We start from the raw sequence: 20,348 nt of genomic DNA, 5'->3' as shown, positions 1-20,348 counted from the left end.
CGAAGCTCCTGGGGATGCTGTTGCTCTTGGTCGACAACGCATCTACCAGGGGCTTCTCTGCTTGTAGGTCAAGATCGAGAGCCTGCAACATGCTTGTGACCTGGCGCTTCAGGATGGAAATGGCTCATTGAGAAAGCCGGGCTCCGAAACACACATGACCCTGTGGAAGAACTCTTCGAACGCCTCGCCGTGCAGGTCGTCGAGCTTCGCGTGGAGCATGAACCTGACCGACGAGCGCTCCCAGAGCTCCACAACTCCCCCACATAAATCACCGGGCGCGATCGCGCGATCATGTCAAGGGTACGAAGGATAGCCCGACAGGATTTGAATCGTTGTCGATTTCCACTTGCCCATCCCTTGGGTCGAGTATCAAGGTGCTATTTGTGCGCAGGCGCGGAGTTTGCTCTTGAAATCGGTCGCGCTGGAGAGCTGTCATGGGCCTCGGTGAAGGTGGTGAAATGGCGCCCGGCGCCATCCACGACCCGACGGCGGGCTTACGCCAGCCCAGGCATCAAGGCTTGGGCGGCGCCCGCGCCATCGCCACGTCGAAGACCTGGAAGGCTCCTGACCCGGCTGTGCCGGCTACTCGCGATGACGGCGCTCACGGTTGATCTATTCTTGGCTTCCCACTGTGCGAGTAAGTCGAGGCCATATGAGTTACGCAGCACTGATCCGGCCCGTGGTCGACCGGGTGTACGCGGGGTTCCGGGGCACAGGGCATGAGCGCGTCCAGGCTGTCTACGACGCGTACAAGATTCGGCCGGGCTTCGAAAGGAGCTTCTATTTCGGCCTGCTGGCCCGGCCTATGCCTGCCGAAGCCTTCGCGGCGGTGACCACGTACTCCGGCTCGGACATGACCGACGAGCTGGCGCAGGGTGTGGCGGAGGTCGACGGTGACGGAACGTGGCGGCTGACTCCGCTCGGCCGGGAGTTGGCGCTGGAGGTGCAGCGCACGTACGCCGATTGGGCTGAGGTGTACTGGGACCAGAAGCTGGTCGAGACGATGCCGGGCCTCACCGTGGTGCCACGGCTCGCCGAACTGGTCGGCCGCCTCCTGGAGGCGGGTCAGGCCACCGGTGGTCCGGCGTTCCGGGCGGTGGCTCCGGTGTACGAGCCGGCAGACGCCTCCCCGACGCTCCGCCTGACCAGCCGCCTCGGGGCGCTGCGCCACCACCGGGGCGACGCGCACCGGGCCGCCTGGTCCGCCGCCGGGCTCACGCTCGCTCAGTTGAGGGCACTGCCCGCGGACAGCCCGCAGCGGCGGGAGATCGAGGACGAGACGAACCGGCTGGACGAGCCCATCTACCAGGCGCTGTCACAGGGGGAGCGCGACGAGCTGCTGGCCGGCCTGGGAGCTCTGCCGGGCTGACCAACCAGGAGGGGCTCCCACAGTGCGCGTCGCCCAGCGGTCCAGCCATGAGGAGCTGCCCCGCAACACCTGACCCTGTGGAAGCCGAACTCGCGCAACCGGCCGGGGAGCGCGAGGGGCCAGGCAGGCCCCTCGCCGGGGGGCTTGCCCCCGCTGAACACAGCCCGAGTGCCGGAGGCGCGAAGCGCCTGACAACGAGGACCATGCCGTTGGGCGCGGGACGCGCCCCGCAAACAGCACAGCCCAAAGCCGACAACGAGGACCGAACGCGCGTCAGCGTCCCTGGTTGGCCACGGCCTCGATGGCCGCCTTGGCCGCGTCCGGGTCCAGGTACTCGCCTCCACGCCGCACCGGCCGGAACTCGGCGTCGAGCTCGTACCGGAGCGGAATCCCCGTGGGGATGTTCAGCCCCGCGATCTCCTCGTCTCCGATGCCGTCGAGGTGCTTGACCAGGGCGCGGAGCGAGTTGCCGTGGGCGGCCACGAGGACGGTCCGCCCGGCGGACAGGTCGGGCACGATCGCGTCGTACCAGTAGGGCAGCATCCGGTCCACGACGTCCTTGAGGCACTCGGTGCGCGGCATCAGCTCGGGCGGGAGCAGGGCGTAGCGCCGGTCGCCGGCCTGGGAGTACTCGTCGTCGTCGGCGATGGGCGGCGGGGGCGTGTCGTAGGAGCGGCGCCACAGCATGAACTGCTCGTCGCCGAACTCCTCGCGCGTCTGGGCCTTGTTCTTGCCCTGGAGGGCGCCGTAGTGGCGTTCGTTGAGCCGCCAGGAGCGCTTGACGGGGAGCCAGAGCAGGTCGGCCTCGCCGAGGGCGTACTGGGCCGTCTGGATGGCCCTGGTCAGCAGGCTCGTGTGGACGACGTCGGGGTAGACGCCGGCTTCGGTGAGGAGTTTGCCGCCGCGGCGGGCCTCGTCCTCGCCCTTCGCCGACAGGGAGACGTCCACCCAGCCGGTGAACAGGCCCTTCGCGTTCCAGTCGCTTTCGCCATGCCGTAGCAGCACCAATGTCGCCATGCGGTCAATCCTATGGTTTGCGGGCGACCCCGCAGAGAAAGTGGGGGGTGGGCGGCCGGACGAGGTCTTCGGGGCGCCATTCGGGCACGGTGACGACGCCGGGTGGCAGCAGGTCGAGGCCGGCGAAGAGGGGGCGCGGGTCGGTGGTGCCGTCGGAGACGTGGGAGAGGACGAGGTGGCTGCCGGGGGCGAGGGGGGCCATGAGTTCGGCGATGAGCGGCTGGGGGTCGTCGGCGACGTAGTGGGCGATGGCGAGCAGGAGGACGGCGACGGGCCGGTCTAGGTCGAGATGCTGGCCGACGGCCGGGTTGTTCAGGATGTCGGTGGGTTTGCGCAGGTCGCCGCGGACGGCGAGGGCTTCGGGGACGCCGTCGAGGAGGGTGCGGGCGTGGCTGACGACCTGGGCGTCGGAGTCGACGTACACGGTGGTGCGGCCGGGGACGACCTCGTGGACGCTGCGGCAGGTGGGCAGGCCGGAGCCGATGTCGAGGAACTGGCCGATGCCGTCGTCGGCGAGTGCCCGTACGGCGCGGCCGAGGAAGGCGCGGTTGGCCCGGGCGTCCTCGCGGATGCCGGGCACGATCTCGAGGACGTGGGCGGCGGCCTCGCGGTCGACGCGGTAGTTGTCGTGGCCGCCGAGGAAGTAGTCGTACATGCGCGCGACGTGCGGAACGTGCGGCTCCATACCTCCTGTGTCACTCACGCCCCAGGATCTCACGCCCCAGGATCTTACGCGCGTTCCGGGTCGGCGAACCGGGCGAACGCCTGCAGGTTGGCCAGCGATTCGCCGCGTTTGGCGCGCCATTCCCATTCGCGCCTGATGGAGGAGGCGAAGCCGAGTTCCAGGGCGCGGTCGAACCAGTCGTCGGCGTAGGTGAGCACGCAGCCGAGCAGGCGGTCGATCTCGTCGGCGGTGACGGCGGCGAGGGGGATGCGGCCGACGAGGTAGACGTCGCCGACGGGGTCGACGGAGAAGTGGACGCCGTACATGGCGCCGTTCTTGCCGAGCAGCCATTTGTAGAACTCGGCGTGGTTCTCGTCGGGCTGGCGGCAGAAGAACGCTTCCACGTGGAGGACCCGGTCACCGACGATGAGCCAGGTCATGGTGGCGAGCTTGTGCTGTCCGGGCAGTTTGACCAGGAACGCTCCGGGCCGCGGCTCGTCGTAGGTGACGTCCGCGGCCTTGAGCGCGGCTTCGACAACGTCGCGCATCAGTACACCCTAGGAGACGGCCTACGAGTTGACCGCCACCGGCACCCGGTGCAGGTTGGCGATGGCGGCGGCGTAGACCTCGGTGAGGCGGGAGGCGGTGGCCTGCCAGCCGAAGGCGGCGGCGTGCTCGCGGGCGCCGGCCGACAGCATCTCGCGCCATCGGGGTTCGGTGACGAGGCGGCGCAGGGCGGCGGCCCACTGGTGCGGGTCGTGGCCGTCGACGAGGAGGCCGGAGACGCCGTCGCGGACGGCGGTGCGCAGCCCGCCGACGGCGGCGGCTACGACGGGGGTGCCGCACGCCTGCGATTCGAGGGCGACCAGGCCGAACGACTCGCTGTGCGAGGGCACCACGGTGACGTCGGCGGCGCGGTACCAGTCGGCGAGCTCGTGCTGCGGCGCGGGCGGCACGAGGCGGACGACGTCGGCGATGCCGAGTTCGGCGGCCAGGTCGGTGAGCAGGGACGGGCGGGCCAGGCCGTTGCCGGAGGGGCCGCCGACGCAGGCGACGACGAGCCGGCCGCGCAGGGAGGGGTCGTCGATGAGCATCCGGGAGGCGGCGCGCAGCAGCACGTCGGGGGCCTTCAGCGGCTGGATGCGGCCCACGAACAGCAGCACGTGGGCGTCCTGCGGCAGGCCGAGCCGCTGCCGGGCGGCGCCCTGTGAGGCGGGCTGGAAGACGGTCAGGTTGACGCCGGGGTTCACCACGGCGACGCGTTCGCGGGGCGCCCCGTACAGCTCCATGAGCTCGCCGGCCTCGTCGGCGGTGTTGGCGACGAGGCGGTCGGCGATGCCCACGACCTGTTCCTCGCCGACCTCGCGGGCGGGCGGCTCGGGCTTGTCGTCGGCGGCCAGGAAGCGGTTCTTGACCTTGGCCATGGTGTGCATGGTGTGCACGAGCGGCACGCCCCAGCGTTCCTTGGCAAGCCAGCCGACCTGGCCGGACAGCCAGTAGTGCGAGTGGATGACGTCGTAGCGGCCGGGTTCGTACATGGCCTCGGTGCGCAGCACCTCCGACAGGAACGCGCAGAGCTGGCCGGGCAGGTCGGCCCGGTCCATCTCCTCGTACGGCCCGGCGGTCAGGTGGCGGACCAGGATGCCGGGTTCTAGCTCGGCGACCGGTGGCAGGTCTCGCGCCGTGGCGCGGGTGAAGATCTCCACCTCGACGCCCAGGCGCGCCAGTTTCCTGGCCGACTCCACGATGTACACGTTCATCCCCCCGGCGTCGCCCGTTCCGGGCTGGTCCAGCGGGGACGTGTGCATGCTGATGGTCGCGACCCGGTTGACCCGTCGTCGCCTCACCCGACACCACCTCCAAGCGGATTACAACTGCTCAGATCATCCCGACATTCCCGGCAGAAGGTCACAACCGGGGGGCCTGGCAGGATGTTGGCCATGAAGAGAACGGCTGTGGTGACCGGCGCGAGCAGCGGGATCGGCGAGGCGACCGCCCGCCGGCTGGCCGCCGAGGGGTACGACGTGGTGGCCGGCGCGCGCAGGCGGGACCGGCTCGACGAACTGGCCGCCGAGACGCCGGGAATCAGGGCTGTCACGCTCGACGTCACCTCCCAGGAGTCGGTGGACGCGCTGGCGGCCTCCCTCGACCGCTGCGACGTGCTCGTCAACAACGCCGGAGGCGCGCTCGGGCTGGAGCCGGTGGCCGGCGGCCGGCTGGACGACTGGCAGCGGATGTACGACACCAACGTGCTCGGCTCCCTTCGCCTGACCCAGGCGCTGCTGCCCAAACTCGTCGACTCCGGCGACGGCGTGCTGGTCATGCTCACCTCGACGGCCGGACTGGTGTCGTACGAGGGCGGCGGCGGCTACTGCGCGGCCAAGCACGCGCAGACGTCGATGACCGAGACGCTCCGCCTGGAGCTGGTCGGGCAGCCGGTGCGGGTGGTCGAGATCGCGCCGGGCATGGTGAAGAGCGAGGGCTTCGCGGTGACCAGGTTCCGCGGCGACGAGGCGGCGGCGGCCAAGGTGTACGAGGGCGTGCCCGACCCGCTGAGCGCCGACGACGTGGCCGACGCCATCGCCTGGTGCGTCACCCGGCCGGCGCACGTCAACGTGGACCGGCTGGTCATCCGGCCGCGCGCCCAGGCCGCCCAGCACAAGGTGCACCGCGTCAGTGGCTAGGCCGGTCGGCGCGATCACCCGGGGCACGACCGGGCACAACCGGCTGCGCCGCGCCGACCGCTGGACCGCCGCCGTGCACGGCCCGCTGCTGCGCCGCGCGTCCCGCCCGCTCGTGGTGGACCTCGGCTACGGCGCGTCGCACACGACGACGCTGGAGCTGTTCACCCGGCTGCGGCGGGTCGCGCCGGACGTGGAGGTCGTCGGCGTCGAGATCGACCCGGCCCGGGTCGCGCTGGCCAGGCCGTACGAGCGCGAGGGGCTGAGCTTCCGGCTCGGCGGCTTCGAGTTGCCGGTCGAGCGCCCGCCGACGCTCGTGCGGGCCTTCAACGTGCTGCGGCAGTACGGCGAGGCCGATGCCTGGCACTACTGGGAGCTGCTGCGCGGCAAGCTGGCGCCGGGCGGCGTCCTGGTGGAGGGCACCTGCTCGGAGACCGGCCACCGGGCCGTGTGGGTGGGGCTGGACCGCGACGGGCCGCGCACGCTCACGTTCTCGGCCCGGTTCGACGCCTTCGAGCGGCCCTCCGACCTGGCCGACCGGCTGCCGAAGACGCTGATCCACCGCAACGTGCCGGGCGAGCGCATCCACGCGTTCCTGCGGGACTTCGACCACGCCTGGGCGGTGAGCGCGCCGTACGGGGCGCACGGGCTGCGGCAGCGCTGGCTGGCCGCCGTCGGCGTGCTGGCGGGCTCGTGGCCGATCCCCCGGCACCCGCCGCTGGGCGGCCGGGCGCGCTGGCGGCTCGGCGAGGTGACGCTGCCGTGGTCGGCCGTCGGCTGAGCCGGGACTACCGCCCGAGCTCCCGCTCGAAGGCGGCGTACGCTTCGGCGTCGAACAGGACGAACCGCACGTCCTTCACCGGCGCGTCACTCCCCCGCACGGCCGCGACCGCGATGCGGGCGCCGTCGTCGAGCGGCCAGCCGTAGATGCCGGTCGAGATCGCCGGGAACGCCACCGAGGCCGCGCCGAGCTCGCCGGCCACCCGCAGCGACTCCCGGAAGCAGGACGCCAGCAGCTCCGAGCGGTCCTCCGTACGCGAGTGGACCGGGCCGACGGTGTGGATCACCCAGCGCGCGGCCAGGTCGCCGGCCGTGGTCGCGACCGCCTGGCCGGTGGGCAGGCCCCTGCCGTAGCGGGAGGCGCGCAGCTCGCGGCACTCACGCAGGATCGCCGGGCCGCCCCTGCGGTGGACGGCCCCGTCGACGCCGCCGCCGCCCATCAGGGAGGAGTTGGCCGCGTTCACGATCGCGTCGACCACCTGCTCGGTGATGTCCCCCTGGACCAGGGTGATGTCCATCTCACCATCATCCCGAATTCCAGCTCGACACGTCGTAGAGCTAGTCTGGAGGACGTGAAGGGTCTTGGCGAGCTTGAACGCAGCATCATGGACATCCTCTGGGCGCAGAGCAGCCCGCTGACCGCACGCGAGGTCGGCAGGCTCATCGCCGACCGCGACCTGGCGCCGACCACGGTGATGACCGTGCTCGACCGCCTCACCCGCAAAGGCTTCCTCCAGCGCACTCGTGACGGCCGCGCCTGGCGGTACGAACCGGCCGAAAGCCGTGACGGCTACATCGCTGACCTTATGCTGGAAGCACTCGGCATGACCGGCGACCGTTCGGCCGCCCTGACCCGATTCGCCCAGGCCGTCTCCGGGCCCGAGGCGGAGATCCTGCGCAAAGCCCTTACGGAGCTGGAGGAAGAGTGACCACGGCAGCGGTGCTGGCCGCGCTCGCCACGGCGTGCGCGATCGGCTCCTGGCGTTTCACCACCGCCCGGTGGACCTCGCGCGCGCCGCGGGTCGCCATCATTCTCTGGCAGTCTCTCGGCCTGGCCTGGGGCCTGGCCACGACCGGCGCCATGCTGGCCTACGCCGTCGACCCGTACGGGATCGGCGTGCTTCCCGGCCTGCTGGCCTTCGCCCGCGGGCGGGCGCCGCTGCAGCCGTGGGACGCGCTGCACGTGCTCGCCATGATCGCCGGGCTGACCGCGCTCACCGTGCTCGTCGTGGTGCTGCTCACGGCCGGGGTGCAGGCGTTGCGCGCCCGGCGGCGGCACCGCACGCTGCTGCGGCTCATCTCTCGCGACGACCCGATCGTGCCGGGCGTGCGGGTGCTCGACCATCCGAGCGCGGCCGCCTACTGCGTGCCCGGGCTGCGCTCGCAGGTCGTGGTCAGCGAGGGCGCGCTCAAGCTGCTGTCGCAGGACGAGCTGACGGCCGTGCTCGCCCACGAGGCCGCGCACGTGCGCGAGCGTCACGACCTGGTGCTGCTGCCGTTCGCCGCGCTGCGCCGGGCGCTGCCCTGGTCCAAGATCGTGTGTGACGCGCAGGCCCAGGTCGAGCTGCTGGTCGAGATGGCGGCCGACGACCGGGCCCGCCGCTACTGCTCGCCGCGCCGGCTCGCCACGGCGCTGCTCAGGTTCGGCACCGCGGGGGCCATGCCGACGCCCAGCGGGATGCTGGGCGTGCACGCCCAGCACGTCATGGCAAGGGTCGACCGGCTGATCAAGCCGGCCCCCGAGATCCACCTCGGCCTGCGCTACGGCGTGCTGGCCCTGTCGGTGAGTTTGGTCACAGCCACGCCGTTCCTGTGGGTCATCCAGCTCTGACGCTTGCTGGAGTTAACCATTCCGTTTGCAATTGCAAGCAGTGGCGGGCACACTGGAGACATGGCACTACCGAAGGTCGGCTCGATCGGCGAGTACATCCGCGAGCAGAGGCAGCAGGCGAAGATCTCCCTCCGCCAGCTCGCCGAGCAGGCGGGGGTCTCCAACCCCTACCTGAGCCAGATCGAGCGCGGTCTGCGCAAGCCCAGCGCGGAGATCCTCAACCAGATCGCCAAGGGTCTGCGCATCTCCTCGCAGGCGCTCTACGTGCAGGCGGGCCTCATCGAGGACCGCGAGCCGCCCAGCGACGTGATCAGTGCGATCAGAGCCGACACGCATCTCACCGAGCGGCAACGCCAGGTGTTGATCGACATCTACGAGTCGTTCCGCAAGGAGCGGCCCGGGGACGGGCAGACCTCCCAGAATGCCGACCCCGGGCCCTCCACGGACGACGAGCAGCCGCTGCCGCCGGAGCTTGTCGCCGCACTTGAGCCCTACGCGACGAGCGACGGCAACGGCACCGTCAACCAGGAAACCAAGGAAGGTTAACCCATGACGCTGGCCACCGAGGTCAAGAAGCTCACCGATTCCAAGCCGTTCTACGCCGTCGCCGGTGTCGGCGACTTCGCCGTGGAGAAGCTGCGCGAGCTGCCCGACCAGCTCCAGAAGCTCCAGGCCCGCCGCGCCGAGCTGGCCAAGGACCTGCCCGGCCGCGCCCGCGACTACGCCGGCAAGGCCGAGGGCTTCGCCAAGGAGTTCCCCGAGAAGGCGCGCGAGTACGCCGACCAGCTGAGCCACCGGGCCGTCGAGGTCTACGAGGACTTCGCCACCCGCGGCCGCAAGGTCGTCAGCCGGACCACCGGCGAGGCCGCGCTGGAGCTGGAGGAGGTGTCGGAGGCCGCCGAGCCGGCCGTCGCCACCCCCGTCAAGAAGACCCGCACCACCAACCGCACCACCAAGGCCCAGGCCTGACCGACCCGAAGGCCCGCCCCGTCCTGGGGGCGGGCCTTTTCGCCGCGCGGAGTGCCCGTGGCGGCTATTAGGCTGGGGCCGACTTCATCGCGGCACTGGGCGGAGCCAAACTCATGGAATTCATCAACCTCGGGCTCAACTTCCTCTTCCTGGCGCTTGCCGTGATCATTCTCGGCATGTCGGCCTACGCGCTGATCCACGCGCTACGGGTGCCGACCGGCGCGTTCGTGTCGGCGGGGAAGCTGCAGAAGAACATCTGGCTGATCATCCTGATCCTGGCCACGCTCTTCTCGGCGGCGGGCGCGTGGTCCTACCTGAACGCCTTCCTGTTCCTCGGGGGCGCGCAGTTCATCGGCATCGGTCTCGGCATCTTCTCGATCGCCGCCGTCATCGCCGCCACGATCTACATCGTCGACGTCAAGCCCGCCGTCAAGGGCATGGGCGGGCGCGGCGGCAACAGCGGCCCCTACGGCCCCTGGTGAGGTAGCCGGGTCAGGCTCCTGGCGAGCCACCGGCCCATCAGGGCGTGCCCGGCGCGGGTCGGGTGCACGCCGTCGGGCAGCACCGCCTTCACCTCCGCCTTGCCGCCGCCGGAGGACCACGGCCTGCGCAGCGCGTCGAGAAAGGGCACGGCCTGACTCGACGCCACCCGCGCCAGCGCGTCGCGCACGCGGTAGGCCTTGGCGGGCGGCGTCGGGTCGAGCCAGATCGGGCCGACCATGACGATCTGCGTCTTGGGCCAGGTCGAGCGGGCGGTGTCGAGGAGCCGGTCGGCCGCCTCGCCCACCCGCTCGGCCGGCCACCGGCCGTCGTTGTGGCCGCCGGAGATCACCAGCACGTCGGGTGCGGGCCGCCACGCCAGCTCCGCCTCGAACGACTCCTGGAACGTACGGCCCACGCGCCCGTCGCTGACGAAGCCGGTGCCGCCCGCTCCGGCGATGACCGGCTGCCAGCCGAGCAGCCGGGCCGCCTCGGCGGCGTAGGTGTGCCAGCGCGGCACCGGCCCCGACCCCACGGTGAAGCTGTCGCCGACGAACATCACGACCGGCGGGCGCCGCTCAAGGGGCGGCTGGGGCGGCGTGGCCACCGCCGCCGCACATCCCGATAAAGTGCAGCAAATCGCCGCCATCGAGGCGGCCGGGCCGGCGAGAGTTCTCCTGAGCGGGCTACGCAGCCTCGCGCGCATCTACCACCTCGAAAGCTCTAGGCTGCCGACATGACCACCGATCTTCACGGGCGAACGCAACGGCTCGAACTGGCGGACCAGAACCTTCGCGACTTCGAAGCCGTGGTCCTCGACGCGACCCCCGAAGGGATCGTGCTCAACAGGTCGGCATTCTATCCAGGAGGCGGCGGCCAGCCGGCCGATCACGGAGTTCTCCTCTGGCAGGGCGTGGAAACCCGCATCGCCGGAGTACGCAAAGGCGACGATCTCTACCTGATCCCGGCAGAGGGCGACCCGGTCCCCCCGGTGGGCGCCGTCGTCCGGGCGGCCGTCGCCGACGAGCGCCGCTCCGCGCTCATGCGCACCCACTCGGGGCTCCACGTCCTGTGCGGGGTGGTCTTCCGCGAGTTCGGCTGCCCGGTCACCGGCGGCAACATGGAGCCGCTGACCGCCCGCATGGACTTCAACCTGCCGGAGGTGCCGGCCGGCTTCAAGGAGTCGGTCGAGGACCTGTGCAACGCCGAGATCGTCGCCGACCGGCGCATCGACGTGCGGGTGCTGCCGCGCGCCGAGGCGTTCGCGATCCCCGACATCATCCGCACGGCGACCAACCTGGTCCCGCCGGAGGTCGAGGACGTGCGGATCGTCGACATCGTCGGCCTCGACACCCAGGCCGACGGCGGCACCCACGTGGCCTCGACCAAGCAGATCGGCCGCATCAAGGTGGCCAAGGTCGAGAGCAAGGGCCGCGGCTTCCGCCGGCTGCGCATCACGATCTCCGACTGACCGCGCCCCGCTCCCGCAGCCATCCGGCCAGCTCCGCGAACCCCTGCCGCAGCGCGGCCTCCATCGGCGTCACCGGCTCCCAGGGCGGCTCCCGGTCCACCGCCGCCCCGCGCTCCAGCAGCAGCTCGGCGATCCGCCGCTGGCCGCCGTGGCAGGCGTACCAGAAGGCCGTGTCCAGCTCCTCCTGACCGGTGACCGTCACCTGGTCGGGCAGGCCGAGCGCGGCGGCGTGGCGGAAGCCGACGGCGGCGCCGCGCGCCACCAGGCGGCGGGCCGCCTCCCACTGCCCGAAGGCCACCGCGTCGTCCAGCGGCGTCCCGCCCGCGATGACCGCGCCCGGCGCGTCGATGCGCGCCCCCGCGTCGAGCAGCGCGTCGAGGGCCGCCACGTCCCCGCTGCTGGCCGCCCAGTGCAGCGGCGTCTCGGCGTGCTCGCCGCGGAAGCGGGCGTCCACGTCGGCGCCCGCCTCGACCAGCGCGGCGATCGTCTCGGCGACCGCCGGGAAGTGCCCCGGCCAGTCGGTGGCGACGTGCAGGAGCGTACGGGCGCCGTCGGGGCGGGCGGTGGCCCGCGAGGGGTCGGCGGCGAGCAGGGCGCGCAGCGCGGCCACGTCGCCCGACCGGATCATCTCTCGGGCATCGGCCGTCAGGTCCTCCTCAACCGGGATACCGATACGATTCACGGCCATGACGGGTATCAGGCACACGCTAGCCGCTCTCGGAGCCGTCGCCCTGGCGCTGACCGCGACTCCCGCCCTGGCGGAGGCCGGGATCACCACCGAGGTGACGATGACCCTCGGCAAGGGCGGCACGCTGCACGTGGTCGAGAAGATCAGCGGCGGTTCCGGCGAGCTCCAGCGGACGTTCCTGACCAGGACGCGCTACGACGACACCAGCGACCGCGTCTACCGGATCGCCAACCTCAAGGGCGGCACGCTGGCCGGTGACGTGCTGACGGTCAAGTCGCCCGCCACCGTCGAGTACGACGTCCAGGGCGCCGTCACGCCCACCGGCGGCGTCGAGGAGCTGCGCTGGTTCGCCGTCAACGGCTGGAACACCGCCGTCGACAAGGCCACCGTCAAGGTCAGCGGCCCCGGCCAGGTGCAGAACCTGTCATGTTTCGCCGGCGAGCTGACCTCCGCCATCGGCTGCACCGCCGCCGCGATGGACCACACGGCCACCCACGCCGACTTCGAGCAGGCGGGCATCGCCCCCGGCCAGGCGCTGACCGTGGTGGTCGGCTTCCCGGCGGGCGCGAGCGGCGGCGAGCCGATCCTGGAGAAGCGGTTCTCGCTGGCGGCGGCGTTCACGCTCAGCCCCGTCACCGGCGGCGCGCTGGCCGGCCTGCTCGTGCTGCTGCTCGGCGGCGTCGCGCTGCTCTACTGGACGCGCGGCCGCGACGCCCGCATCGTCGGCCACGAGCGCGGCGCGGTCGACCCCGTCCAGAACGGCCACTTCAGCCCGCCCGACGGGGTGCGTCCCGGCCAGATCGGCACGCTCGTGGACGAGCAGGCCGACGTGGTGGACGTGACGGCCACGATCGTGGACCTCGCCGTCCGCGGCTACCTGCGCATCGACGAGCAGCCCCGCCAGACGTACGACGCCCCCGACTGGATGCTGGTACGGCTGCCGAACGCGCCCGTCAACGCGCTGCTGCCCTACGAGCGGGCGCTGTACGAGGCGATCTTCGAGGGCCGGGACGCGGTGCTGCTGTCGCAGTTGTCCGGCTCGTTCGCCACGCATCTGGGCAAGGTGCGCGACGCCCTCTACACCGACGTCGTCACGCAGGGCTGGTTCGCCCGCCGCCCGGACGCCGAGCGGACGCGCTGGACCACGATCGGCGTCGTGCTCATCGGCGTCGGCGTGCTGGCCACGGGCGCGCTGGCCTGGTTCACCACGTACGGGCTGATCGGGCTGGGCGTGATCGTCGCGGGCGGGGCGCTGGCCGTGGGCGGGCAGTACATGCCGGCCAAGACGGCCAAGGGCTCGGCCGCGCTGGCCCACACGCTCGGCTTCCGCGAGTATCTCTTCTCCGGCGACCTGGGCGAGGTGCCGGAGCAGCACCGGGTCGAGCTGTTCTCCCGCTACCTGCCCTATGCGGTGATCTTCGACGGGGTGGAGCACTGGTCGCGGGTCGTCGCCTCGGTCACCGGCAACGGCTCGCCGAGCGACAACCTCTACTGGTATCACGGGCCGGCCGAGTGGGACCTGTCGAAGTTCGCCGGGTCGATGCGCACGTTCACCACGACGACGTCGGGCGCGATCTCGGCCACCCGGCAGTTCCGCACCCTCTAGTCGGGGTGGATCCGCAGCTCGCCGACCGGCCGGCCGCCGCCGTACACCCGCTGCACGCCCAGCTCGTCCAGCTCCGGTGAGGTGAGCCCGAGCGAGCGCAGCGCGGCCACGGTGAGCGTGGTCCGGGCACGCGCCGCGCCGTCCTCGACCTTGATCGCACCCGCGCGCCCGTCCTCGTACGCGAACGCCTGGAAGCCCTCGGCGCCCACCTTGACCATCAGGCCGGGCAGCGCCCGCATGAGCGCGGTCTCCGGCCGGTGGGTGCCGGACGTCCACTGCGGATGGGCGCGGACGGCGTCGAACACGCCGCCCTCGCCGCTCACCGCGAGCGTGCGGAACGCCCTCGCCACGCCCAGCATCGAGACGAAGAACAGCGGCGCCCCGCACCCGTCGACGCCGGAGGCGGGCATCCGCTCGCCCGTCAGCTCCTCAACCGTGGCGCGGATCGCCCGCTGGAGCGGGTGCGGCGGCTCCAGGTAGGACTCCAGCGGCCAGTCGTTGACCACGCAGGTGGCGAGCATGGCGGCGTGCTTGCCCGAGCAGTTCATGTAGACGCGGCCCCGGTCGGTCACCGCCCGGTCCTCCGGGTAGTCCTCGGGGCAGCGCAGCGCCGACTCGTCCAGCCCGGCCCCGGCCAGGATCTTGCGCACGCCGTCGACGTGGAACGGCTCGCCCGCGTGTGACGCGCACGCCAGCGCCAGCAGCTCGCCGCTCAGCCGCAGCCCGCTGCGCACCATGCCGAGCGCCTGGAGGGGCTTCATCGCCGAACGCGGCGACGCCGGCTCCGCGACCGCGCCGTGCGTCTCGGCCGGGCGGCCCGCCGCGTCCAGGGTCAGCATCCGCGCCAGGTGCCTGGACTCCACGAACCCCGACCGCACGACCTCCACGACCAGCGCCATCGGCTCCTCCTTTTCTCACGAGTGTATTTCTGGGCCACAATGTGGTCCCATGCGAGCTGTAGTGCAGCGGGTGAGCTCCGCGTCCGTGGCCGTCGACGGGCAGCCTGTCGGCGCGATCGACGAGCCGGGGCTGCTCGTGCTGGTCGGCGTCACCCACACCGACACACGCGACCAGGCGGCCAAGCTGGCCGCCAAACTGTGGGGGCTGCGCGTCCTGCACGGCGAGAAGTCGTGCTCGGACGTGGCCGCGCCGCTGCTGGTGATCAGCCAGTTCACGCTCTACGGCGACACCCGCAAGGGCCGCCGCCCCACCTGGCAGGCGGCCGCCCCGGGGCCCGTCGCCGAGCCCCTGGTCGAGGCCGTCGTCGAGGAGCTGCGCGCGCTCGGCGCGCACGTGGAGACCGGCCGGTTCGGCGCCGACATGAAGGTCTCGCTGGTCAACGACGGCCCGATCACCCTGGTGATCGACGTCTAGTCAGCGGATGCGACGGCGCAGGCTCGGGTCGATGCTGACGTTGCGCCCGGCGTCCGGCGGCACGATGACCTCCTGCGAGGCCGCGACGCCGCCGGCGAGCAGCGGCGCGTCGACCGGCACCGTGCGCTTGACCACGGCCAGCGCGATCGGCCCCAGCTCGTGGTGGCGGGCCGCCGAGCCGACGGTGCCCACCTCCTGGCTCTCGAAGATCACCGGAGCGCCGTGCACGGGCAGCGTGTCGACGCTGCCGTCGAGGTGCAGGAACACCAGCCGCCGCGGCGGATGCCCCAGGTTGTGCACCCGCGCCACCGTCTCCTGCCCCCGGTAGCAGCCCTTCGACAGGTGCACGGCCGCACCGATCCAGCCCACCTCGTGCGGGATCGTCTTGTGGTCGGTCTCGAAGCCCATGCGGGGCCGGTGACCCTCGATCCGCAGCGCCTCGTACGCCCACAGCCCCGCCACCGGCCGGCCCAGATGCTCGGCCAGCTCGGCGCGCGGCACCAGCAGGTCCTCCGTCGCCGTCGACAGCACGGCCAGCTCGTCGGCCGCCGAGACCTCCACGCGCAGCATGAACCGCATCCGGTCCAGATAGTCGATCAGGCTCGCCGAGGCGCCGGGCTCGACGTGCGCCAGCACCGCCTCACCGTCGTCGACCAGCGTCAGATGGTGCTCCACCCGGCCCTGAAGGTCGAGCAGGAGCGTCTGGGTCCACTCCCCCGGGGCGAGCGTGTCGAGCTTCTGCGACGTCAAGTCGTTGAGCCATTTCAGCCGGTCGGCCCCCGCGATCCGGACGGTCTCACGGTTGCTCCGGTCGACGACCGCCTCGCCCTTGGCCAGGGCGCGCTGCTCGGCGAACAGGTCGCCGTAGTGCGCCGCCACGTCGGCGTCGGGGCCGTCGGCGGGGACGGCGCCGGGCAGGTCAAGCAGAGGGCTACGCATGCCCTCCAGGTTAACGGCACTCCCGGCAGAGCCCGAAGACGGTCAGGTGATGGACGTCGGCCACGAACCCCAGCTCGTCGTCCAGCCCCCTGACCAGGCCCTCCGCCATCTCCGGCCGCACCTCGCCCACGTCGCCGCAGCCCCGGCACACCAGGTGGACGTGGTCGGCGTCGGACGCCAGGTGGTAGGTCGGGGCGCCGTGGCCCAGGTGGGTGTGGGTGACCATGCCGAGCTCCTCGAGAAGCTCCAGCGTGCGGTAGACGGTCGAGATGTTGACCCCGCGGGCCGTCTGCCTGACCTTGACGCAGATCTCGTCAGGAGTGGCGTGCTCCAGCTCCTTGACCGCCTCCAGCACGAGCTGGCGCTGCGGAGTGACCCGGTAACCCTTGGCGCGAAGCTCCTCATGCCACTGCGTCTCCGTCATGCCCCGAGTCTACGACCGGACGTTAATTCACTTGCCCCCTCCGACGGCGACCGCATAACTTCATGAGTACGCGGAAAGGAGGTGGTCCAAACAATGGTGATTCATAGTTGGACTAGCGAGGTGGTTGTCCGCTGACGTCGCGGACTTAGTTGTCTCGTGCTCGTCAGCGAATTCGAGGCAACCACCGGGGCCCCTGGCAGCCGGAGGGCGGGATCCGATCCCGTCTTTGGTCCATCCGGCCCGCCTGCTCGGCAGGCGGAGCGCCGCCCGGGGCCCTCTTTTGCTTTTCAGTGCTCTTCGCGCGCGGGGACGCCGAGCGCCTGGCAGGCGTCGCGGTAGAGGCGCACGACCGCCATCCGCACCTGCGCCCGCTCGGTCAGCGTCTCGCCCCACGGCACCCTGACCCGCTCGCCGCCGTCGATCGTGAACTCGATCGCCTCGCCGTCGACGTCGCTCGTCACCGCCGTGGTCGCCGCCGGCCGGCCGCCCAGCCCGCGCACGATGATCAGCGAGTCGGCCGCGTGGTCGTCGTTCATGTGACGCTTGATCGCCTCGACGGCGTCGTCGGTGAACGGGGCGCCCATCACGCCACCTTCTTCAGCTCGGCCGACATGTGCGACGTCAGCGGGTGACCGACGGCCGCCATGTCGTAGGCCCACATCAGATTGCCCTTGACCAGCCCGTACAGCCGCCTGCCCGCGGTGTACTCCTTCGCGGACGCGGTGCGCGCCACCACGTCGGTGTGCAGGTCGATCTTGTGGAAGACGACCTCGCCGACGTAGATCTCCACGATGCCGGTCGGATGCGACAGCACCACCTCGAGCTGCCGCTCGGGCTGCACGCGCCAGTAGCCGGACTCGGTGGCCAGCGGCCTGACCCGGCCGCCGTCCTGGTCGAGCAGCCACGTGCGGCTCACGTACGTGAGAAACGGCTTGCCGTTGTGGCCGAACTCGATCTCCTGCCCGAAGTTGAAGCTCTCGATCGTGGGGTAGCCGCCGACCCCGGCACCCTCCCACCGGCCGAGCAGGAAGGCGATCGGCTCCAGGTCGGGGTGCACCTCAGGTTCCTCCATGACCCCCAACCCTAGTCCCGCCCGCGGCGGGCTAGGGTGACTGCATGGCACGATCACTGGTGATCAAGGTGACCGCCGGGGCCGACGCGCCCGAGCGGTGCAACCAGGCGTTCACGGTCGCGGCCGCCGCCGTCGCGAGCGGGGTCCCCGTCTCTCTCTGGCTCACGGGCGAGTCGTCCTGGTTCGCGCTGCCGGGGCGGGCCAAGGAGTTCGAGCTGCCGCACGCCGTCCCGCTGCCCGACCTGCTGGAGGCGATCCTCGCGGGCGGGCGTGTCACGCTGTGCACGCAGTGCGCGGCCCGGCGCGAGATCACCGTCGACGACGTGATCGACGGCGTCCGCATCGCCGGCGCGCCCACGTTCGTCGAGGAGGCCACCGCGGAGGGCGTGCAGGCGCTCGTGTACTGAACCCGTCCACTGAGCTGCTCTACTGGGCTGCTCTACTGGGCCAGGCTCCACAGCCGCACGGTGCCGTCGAACCCGCCCGTGACGGCCACCTTCGTGCCGCCGACCTCGGCCAGGGCGGCCCCCAGCACCGGTGCGCCATGCCCGGCCAGCGGGCCGCCCACCTGCCGGCCCGCCTTCAGGTCCCACACGCGGACCAGACCGTCGTCCTGGGCGGCGACCGCGACGGTCCTGCCCCCCGCCTGACCCGCCGCCACTGCCCGGACGAACGCGTCGTGCTCCACCGGGGCACCGATCGGCGCACCGGTGCGCGCGTCCCACAGCCGGGTAACGTCCTCACCCGCGGTGATCACCGCGGGAGTGTCGCCGAGCGTCACGAACGCGGCCGTCGACAGCTCGTGCCCGGCCCGGAACGACCGCACGCGCTGCCGCGTGTCGAGCCGCCACAGGTGAGCCTCCTCCTCGGCGGTGACCAGCGCGACCGGCACGCCGTCGAGCGTGCCCAGGGCCACCGAGGTCAGCTCCGTGTCGCCGGTGATCGGGGCGCCGAGCTGCCTGCGTGTCCTGAGGTCCCACACGCGCACCGACCGGTCGCCCGCCGTGACGGCCACCGGCGTGCCGCCGAGCGTCCCCGTCGCCACCGAACGGACCACGTCGGTATGACCGGTGAGCGGGTCGCCGGCCTGCCGGCCCGTGTCGAGGTTCCACACCCGTACGGCGCGATCCTCGCCGCCGCTGACGACCACCGGCACGCCGTCGACCGTGGTCAGCGCGACTGCCGACACGCTGCCCGCGTGCCCCGTCAGCGGTCCGCCGCGCGGCCGCCGCGCCGCCAGGTCCCACACCCGCACCGTCCGGTCGTGGCCGCCGGTGACCGCCACCGGCGTGCCGCCGAGCGTGCCCGTCGCCACCGCCAGGACCTTCCCCGGATGCCCCGGGAGCGGGTCGCCGCTCCTCTCCCGCGTGTCGAGGTCCCACACCTGGACGGGCCCGAACGAGGTGGCGGCGACGGCGTACGGCTCGCCGTCCCTCTCCCCGTACGCGACGGCCGTGACCGGGCCCGGAGCCTCCATCGTGCCCATCGGCTTCTGTGAGGCCACGTCCCACATGCGCAGCATGCCCTCCGCGCCCGCCGTCACCGCGACCGGCGAGCCGCCGTCCACGCTGCCGAGCGCCACGGCGTTGACCGAATCGGTGTGCTCCCCGAACACGCCCACCTGCTTGCGCGACTCCAGATCCCAGACGCGCGCCGTGTTGTCGTACGCCGTGGTGACCACCCGCGGGCGGTCGAACGCGGTGAAGGCCACCGAAGTGATCTTGTCGCCGTGGCCCGTCAGAGGGGCGCCGTGCTCGCGGCGGGTCCTGAGGTTCCACACCTGGGCCACGTGCTCCGACCCGGCCGTCACCACCACCGGCACGCCGCCCACCTCCCCCACGGCCACGTCCGTCACGTAGTCGCCGCCCACCTGGAACGCCTCCCCCAGTGGCGCCCTCCTGGCCAGATCCCAGACGCGCACGGTGTTGCCCGTGCCCGCCGTCACCGCCACCGGCACCCCGTCCACCTCGCCCAGGGCCAGCGTCGTGATCGAGTCCTCGTGGTCCAGAGCCGCGCCGAGCTGGCGGTGCGTCCTCAGGTCCCACACCCTGGCCGTGTCGTCATGGCTGCCCGTCACCGCGATCGGCGTGCCGTTCAGCTCGCCCAGCGCCACCGCCGTCACCTCGTTCTCGTGCCCGGCCAGCGGGTCCCCCAGCTGCTTGCCGGCCGCCAGGTCCCATACGCGCGCCGTGCCGTCGTCGCCGCCCGTCACGGCGATCGGCGCACTGTCCAGCGTCCCGGTGGCGACCGCCTTGACGTCGCCCCGGTGACCGGCGATCGGCTCCCCCACCGCCTGCCCGAACGCCACCTTCGAGGGGCTTTCCGGCAGGTTCGCCACCACCAGCGCCACCACCACGACCGCCGCCGCCACCGGCCCCCCGACCTTCCCCCACCACCCGAGCCCCCGCGAGGACGCCCCTCCGGGATTGGACCCACCCACGGGAACGGACGCCCCTCCCGGCTCGGGCGCCGCCTCCAGGACGGGCCTGCCTTGAGGGCTGACCGCGCCTTCGGGGGCGGGCGCCCGTACGCGGGCGCGTGCCTGCACGGGGTTGGGCGCCCCCTCGTGGGCGGCTGTGGCAGCCGGGGCGGGGGCGCTCCCGGGCGGGGACTCCGGTACGGGCCCTTCCCCACCGATGGAGGCGCCTGCTCCGGACGTCCCGCCGACGGCGGCCTCGCTCCTGGAGAAGGGCAACCCTCCAGCGGAGGGCGAGCCTCCGGGAGAGGCCGGGTCCTCGGGGGTGGGCCGGCGTCCGGGAGAGGGCGGGCCCTCGGGGGAAGGCCGGCCCTCGGGAGGGTGTAGGTCCCCACGCGTGGACGGCCCTCCGGAAGAGCGCGAGCCCTCCGGCGAGGACGCACCTCCAAGAGAGCGCGGGCCCCCCGCAGAGGGCGCGTCCCCCGGAGGGGGCGTGTTCCCAGGGGCGTCCCGGAGGAGGGTGGGGGCGGGGTCGGGGGTGGCTGTGACGAGGAGGCGGAGGGCGGC

25 protein-coding genes are annotated in these 20,348 nt (G+C 72.2%); 12 read left to right on the top strand and 13 right to left on the bottom strand.

The window, feature by feature from the left end:
* Nucleotides 1-652 precede the first annotated feature (652 nt).
* Nucleotides 653-1,369 (top strand): helix-turn-helix domain-containing protein, encoded by a 717-nt coding sequence (locus tag KME80_RS44885; protein ID WP_219517859.1) that lies wholly within the window; start codon nt 653-655, stop codon nt 1,367-1,369.
* 273 nt (nt 1,370-1,642) lie between these two features.
* Here KME80_RS44885 and KME80_RS44880 read toward each other — a convergent pair whose 3' ends face one another.
* The 4 genes from KME80_RS44880 to mshA are packed head-to-tail and all read right to left on the bottom strand — an operon-like array spanning nt 1,643 to nt 4,897.
* Nucleotides 1,643-2,386, bottom strand: a complete 744-nt coding sequence (locus KME80_RS44880; RefSeq protein ID WP_219517858.1) for a phosphoglyceromutase — start codon at nt 2,384-2,386, stop codon at nt 1,643-1,645.
* Between the two features lie 10 nt (nt 2,387-2,396).
* A complete protein-coding gene (locus KME80_RS44875; protein WP_219517857.1) occupies nt 2,397-3,071 on the bottom strand; it encodes an SAM-dependent methyltransferase in 675 nt (224 codons plus the stop codon).
* A 44-nt stretch (nt 3,072-3,115) separates the two neighbouring features.
* Nucleotides 3,116-3,598 (bottom strand): type III secretion system chaperone family protein, encoded by a 483-nt coding sequence (locus KME80_RS44870; protein ID WP_219517856.1) that lies wholly within the window; start codon nt 3,596-3,598, stop codon nt 3,116-3,118.
* A 21-nt stretch (nt 3,599-3,619) separates the two neighbouring features.
* Complete coding sequence (gene mshA, locus KME80_RS44865) at nt 3,620-4,897, bottom strand: D-inositol-3-phosphate glycosyltransferase (RefSeq protein WP_308126190.1); 1,278 nt, start codon at nt 4,895-4,897, stop codon at nt 3,620-3,622.
* Between the two features lie 93 nt (nt 4,898-4,990).
* Here mshA and KME80_RS44860 point away from each other — a divergent pair, with 93 nt between their 5' ends.
* On the top strand, nt 4,991-5,734 hold the full coding sequence (locus KME80_RS44860) for an SDR family NAD(P)-dependent oxidoreductase (protein WP_219517854.1): 744 nt from the start codon (nt 4,991-4,993) through the stop codon (nt 5,732-5,734).
* Nucleotides 5,727-6,512 (top strand): class I SAM-dependent methyltransferase, encoded by a 786-nt coding sequence (locus tag KME80_RS44855; protein WP_219517852.1) that lies wholly within the window; start codon nt 5,727-5,729, stop codon nt 6,510-6,512. The genes KME80_RS44860 and KME80_RS44855 overlap by 8 nt, the downstream gene beginning before the upstream one ends.
* Nucleotides 6,513-6,519: 7 nt before the next feature.
* On the opposite strand, the gene KME80_RS44850 is transcribed toward KME80_RS44855, so the two are convergent.
* On the bottom strand, nt 6,520-7,029 hold the full coding sequence (locus tag KME80_RS44850) for an O-acetyl-ADP-ribose deacetylase (protein WP_219517850.1): 510 nt from the start codon (nt 7,027-7,029) through the stop codon (nt 6,520-6,522).
* A 54-nt stretch (nt 7,030-7,083) separates the two neighbouring features.
* On the opposite strand from KME80_RS44850, the gene KME80_RS44845 reads away from it, so the two are divergent.
* From KME80_RS44845 to KME80_RS44825, 5 genes are all read left to right on the top strand, one after another.
* The gene (locus tag KME80_RS44845) at nt 7,084-7,440 is read left to right on the top strand and encodes a BlaI/MecI/CopY family transcriptional regulator (RefSeq protein ID WP_219517847.1); all 357 of its coding nucleotides are present in this window, start codon (nt 7,084-7,086) and stop codon (nt 7,438-7,440) included.
* Entirely contained in the window at nt 7,437-8,342 is a 906-nt protein-coding gene (locus KME80_RS44840; RefSeq protein WP_219517845.1) for a M56 family metallopeptidase, read from the top strand. Before KME80_RS44845 ends, KME80_RS44840 begins: the two co-directional genes overlap by 4 nt.
* Nucleotides 8,343-8,402: 60 nt before the next feature.
* A complete protein-coding gene (locus KME80_RS44835; RefSeq protein ID WP_219517844.1) occupies nt 8,403-8,888 on the top strand; it encodes a helix-turn-helix domain-containing protein in 486 nt (161 codons plus the stop codon).
* Between the two features lie 3 nt (nt 8,889-8,891).
* On the top strand, nt 8,892-9,311 hold the full coding sequence (locus KME80_RS44830; RefSeq protein WP_219517842.1) for a hypothetical protein: 420 nt from the start codon (nt 8,892-8,894) through the stop codon (nt 9,309-9,311).
* Nucleotides 9,312-9,424: 113 nt separating this feature from the next.
* Nucleotides 9,425-9,793 (top strand): DUF2516 family protein, encoded by a 369-nt coding sequence (locus tag KME80_RS44825; RefSeq protein WP_219517841.1) that lies wholly within the window; start codon nt 9,425-9,427, stop codon nt 9,791-9,793.
* Here KME80_RS44825 and KME80_RS44820 read toward each other — a convergent pair.
* On the bottom strand, nt 9,778-10,398 hold the full coding sequence (locus KME80_RS44820) for an SGNH/GDSL hydrolase family protein (protein WP_219517840.1): 621 nt from the start codon (nt 10,396-10,398) through the stop codon (nt 9,778-9,780). The two genes, KME80_RS44825 and KME80_RS44820, sit on opposite strands and share 16 nt — an antisense overlap.
* Before the next feature lie 129 nt (nt 10,399-10,527).
* Here KME80_RS44820 and KME80_RS44815 point away from each other — a divergent pair, with 129 nt between their 5' ends.
* Nucleotides 10,528-11,262 carry an alanyl-tRNA editing protein gene (locus KME80_RS44815; protein WP_219517839.1) on the top strand — a complete coding sequence of 245 codons (735 nt, stop codon included), beginning with the start codon at nt 10,528-10,530 and terminating at the stop codon, nt 11,260-11,262.
* Here the strand turns inward: KME80_RS44815 and KME80_RS44810 are convergent.
* Complete coding sequence (locus tag KME80_RS44810) at nt 11,246-11,950, bottom strand: ankyrin repeat domain-containing protein (RefSeq protein ID WP_219517838.1); 705 nt, start codon at nt 11,948-11,950, stop codon at nt 11,246-11,248. The genes KME80_RS44815 and KME80_RS44810 overlap by 17 nt on opposite strands.
* On the opposite strand from KME80_RS44810, the gene KME80_RS44805 reads away from it, so the two are divergent.
* The gene (locus KME80_RS44805; RefSeq protein ID WP_219517837.1) at nt 11,949-13,556 is read left to right on the top strand and encodes a DUF2207 domain-containing protein; all 1,608 of its coding nucleotides are present in this window, start codon (nt 11,949-11,951) and stop codon (nt 13,554-13,556) included. The genes KME80_RS44810 and KME80_RS44805 overlap by 2 nt on opposite strands.
* Here KME80_RS44805 and KME80_RS44800 read toward each other — a convergent pair.
* Nucleotides 13,553-14,455, bottom strand: coding sequence for an asparaginase (locus KME80_RS44800; RefSeq protein ID WP_219517836.1), 903 nt, complete (start codon nt 14,453-14,455; stop codon nt 13,553-13,555). The genes KME80_RS44805 and KME80_RS44800 overlap by 4 nt on opposite strands.
* Nucleotides 14,456-14,504: 49 nt before the next feature.
* On the opposite strand from KME80_RS44800, the gene dtd reads away from it, so the two are divergent.
* On the top strand, nt 14,505-14,930 hold the full coding sequence (gene dtd, locus KME80_RS44795) for a D-aminoacyl-tRNA deacylase (protein ID WP_219517835.1): 426 nt from the start codon (nt 14,505-14,507) through the stop codon (nt 14,928-14,930).
* Here the strand turns inward: dtd and ygfZ are convergent, their stop codons facing one another.
* From ygfZ to KME80_RS44775, 4 genes are all read right to left on the bottom strand, one after another.
* Nucleotides 14,931-15,869: a CAF17-like 4Fe-4S cluster assembly/insertion protein YgfZ gene (gene ygfZ / locus KME80_RS44790; protein ID WP_219517833.1), complete on the bottom strand. Its 939-nt coding sequence runs from the start codon at nt 15,867-15,869 to the stop codon at nt 14,931-14,933.
* Nucleotides 15,870-15,879: 10 nt separating this feature from the next.
* Nucleotides 15,880-16,293: a Fur family transcriptional regulator gene (locus tag KME80_RS44785; protein ID WP_219517831.1), complete on the bottom strand. Its 414-nt coding sequence runs from the start codon at nt 16,291-16,293 to the stop codon at nt 15,880-15,882.
* Nucleotides 16,294-16,580: 287 nt separating this feature from the next.
* Nucleotides 16,581-16,877 (bottom strand): DUF2470 domain-containing protein, encoded by a 297-nt coding sequence (locus KME80_RS44780; RefSeq protein ID WP_219517830.1) that lies wholly within the window; start codon nt 16,875-16,877, stop codon nt 16,581-16,583.
* A complete protein-coding gene (locus KME80_RS44775) occupies nt 16,877-17,365 on the bottom strand; it encodes a heme-binding beta-barrel domain-containing protein (protein WP_219517829.1) in 489 nt (162 codons plus the stop codon). The genes KME80_RS44780 and KME80_RS44775 overlap by 1 nt, the downstream gene beginning before the upstream one ends.
* A gap of 44 nt (nt 17,366-17,409) precedes the next feature.
* On the opposite strand from KME80_RS44775, the gene KME80_RS44770 reads away from it, so the two are divergent.
* A complete protein-coding gene (locus tag KME80_RS44770) occupies nt 17,410-17,772 on the top strand; it encodes a DsrE family protein (protein WP_219517828.1) in 363 nt (120 codons plus the stop codon).
* 32 nt (nt 17,773-17,804) lie between these two features.
* On the opposite strand, the gene KME80_RS44765 is transcribed toward KME80_RS44770, so the two are convergent.
* Nucleotides 17,805-19,736 carry a WD40 repeat domain-containing protein gene (locus tag KME80_RS44765; protein WP_219517827.1) on the bottom strand — a complete coding sequence of 644 codons (1,932 nt, stop codon included), beginning with the start codon at nt 19,734-19,736 and terminating at the stop codon, nt 17,805-17,807.
* Between the last annotated feature and the right edge of the window lie 612 nt (nt 19,737-20,348).

It is taken from the genome of Nonomuraea ceibae (genome assembly GCF_019396325.1).
In the GTDB taxonomy this organism is placed as follows: Bacteria; Actinomycetota; Actinomycetes; order Streptosporangiales; family Streptosporangiaceae; genus Nonomuraea; species Nonomuraea ceibae.
This window is presented reverse-complemented; position numbering and strand designations above follow the sequence as displayed.

Excerpts from the sequence above, each read along its gene's own strand:
- KME80_RS44885 (WP_219517859.1), top strand. The coding sequence starts at position 653 with ATGAGTTACGCAGCACTGATCCGGCCCGTGGTCGACCGGGTGTACGCG.
- KME80_RS44880 (WP_219517858.1), bottom strand. The coding sequence starts at position 2,386 with ATGGCGACATTGGTGCTGCTACGGCATGGCGAAAGCGACTGGAACGCG.
- KME80_RS44875 (WP_219517857.1), bottom strand. The coding sequence starts at position 3,071 with ATGGAGCCGCACGTTCCGCACGTCGCGCGCATGTACGACTACTTCCTC.
- KME80_RS44870 (WP_219517856.1), bottom strand. The coding sequence starts at position 3,598 with ATGCGCGACGTTGTCGAAGCCGCGCTCAAGGCCGCGGACGTCACCTAC.
- KME80_RS44860 (WP_219517854.1), top strand. The coding sequence starts at position 4,991 with ATGAAGAGAACGGCTGTGGTGACCGGCGCGAGCAGCGGGATCGGCGAG.
- KME80_RS44850 (WP_219517850.1), bottom strand. The coding sequence starts at position 7,029 with ATGGACATCACCCTGGTCCAGGGGGACATCACCGAGCAGGTGGTCGAC.
- KME80_RS44835 (WP_219517844.1), top strand. The coding sequence starts at position 8,403 with ATGGCACTACCGAAGGTCGGCTCGATCGGCGAGTACATCCGCGAGCAG.
- KME80_RS44830 (WP_219517842.1), top strand. The coding sequence starts at position 8,892 with ATGACGCTGGCCACCGAGGTCAAGAAGCTCACCGATTCCAAGCCGTTC.
- KME80_RS44825 (WP_219517841.1), top strand. The coding sequence starts at position 9,425 with ATGGAATTCATCAACCTCGGGCTCAACTTCCTCTTCCTGGCGCTTGCC.
- KME80_RS44815 (WP_219517839.1), top strand. The coding sequence starts at position 10,528 with ATGACCACCGATCTTCACGGGCGAACGCAACGGCTCGAACTGGCGGAC.
- KME80_RS44805 (WP_219517837.1), top strand. The coding sequence starts at position 11,949 with ATGACGGGTATCAGGCACACGCTAGCCGCTCTCGGAGCCGTCGCCCTG.
- KME80_RS44810 (WP_219517838.1), bottom strand. The coding sequence starts at position 11,950 with ATGGCCGTGAATCGTATCGGTATCCCGGTTGAGGAGGACCTGACGGCC.
- KME80_RS44800 (WP_219517836.1), bottom strand. The coding sequence starts at position 14,455 with ATGGCGCTGGTCGTGGAGGTCGTGCGGTCGGGGTTCGTGGAGTCCAGG.
- dtd (WP_219517835.1), top strand. The coding sequence starts at position 14,505 with ATGCGAGCTGTAGTGCAGCGGGTGAGCTCCGCGTCCGTGGCCGTCGAC.
- ygfZ (WP_219517833.1), bottom strand. The coding sequence starts at position 15,869 with ATGCGTAGCCCTCTGCTTGACCTGCCCGGCGCCGTCCCCGCCGACGGC.
- KME80_RS44785 (WP_219517831.1), bottom strand. The coding sequence starts at position 16,293 with ATGACGGAGACGCAGTGGCATGAGGAGCTTCGCGCCAAGGGTTACCGG.
- KME80_RS44780 (WP_219517830.1), bottom strand. The coding sequence starts at position 16,877 with ATGGGCGCCCCGTTCACCGACGACGCCGTCGAGGCGATCAAGCGTCAC.
- KME80_RS44775 (WP_219517829.1), bottom strand. The coding sequence starts at position 17,365 with ATGGAGGAACCTGAGGTGCACCCCGACCTGGAGCCGATCGCCTTCCTG.
- KME80_RS44770 (WP_219517828.1), top strand. The coding sequence starts at position 17,410 with ATGGCACGATCACTGGTGATCAAGGTGACCGCCGGGGCCGACGCGCCC.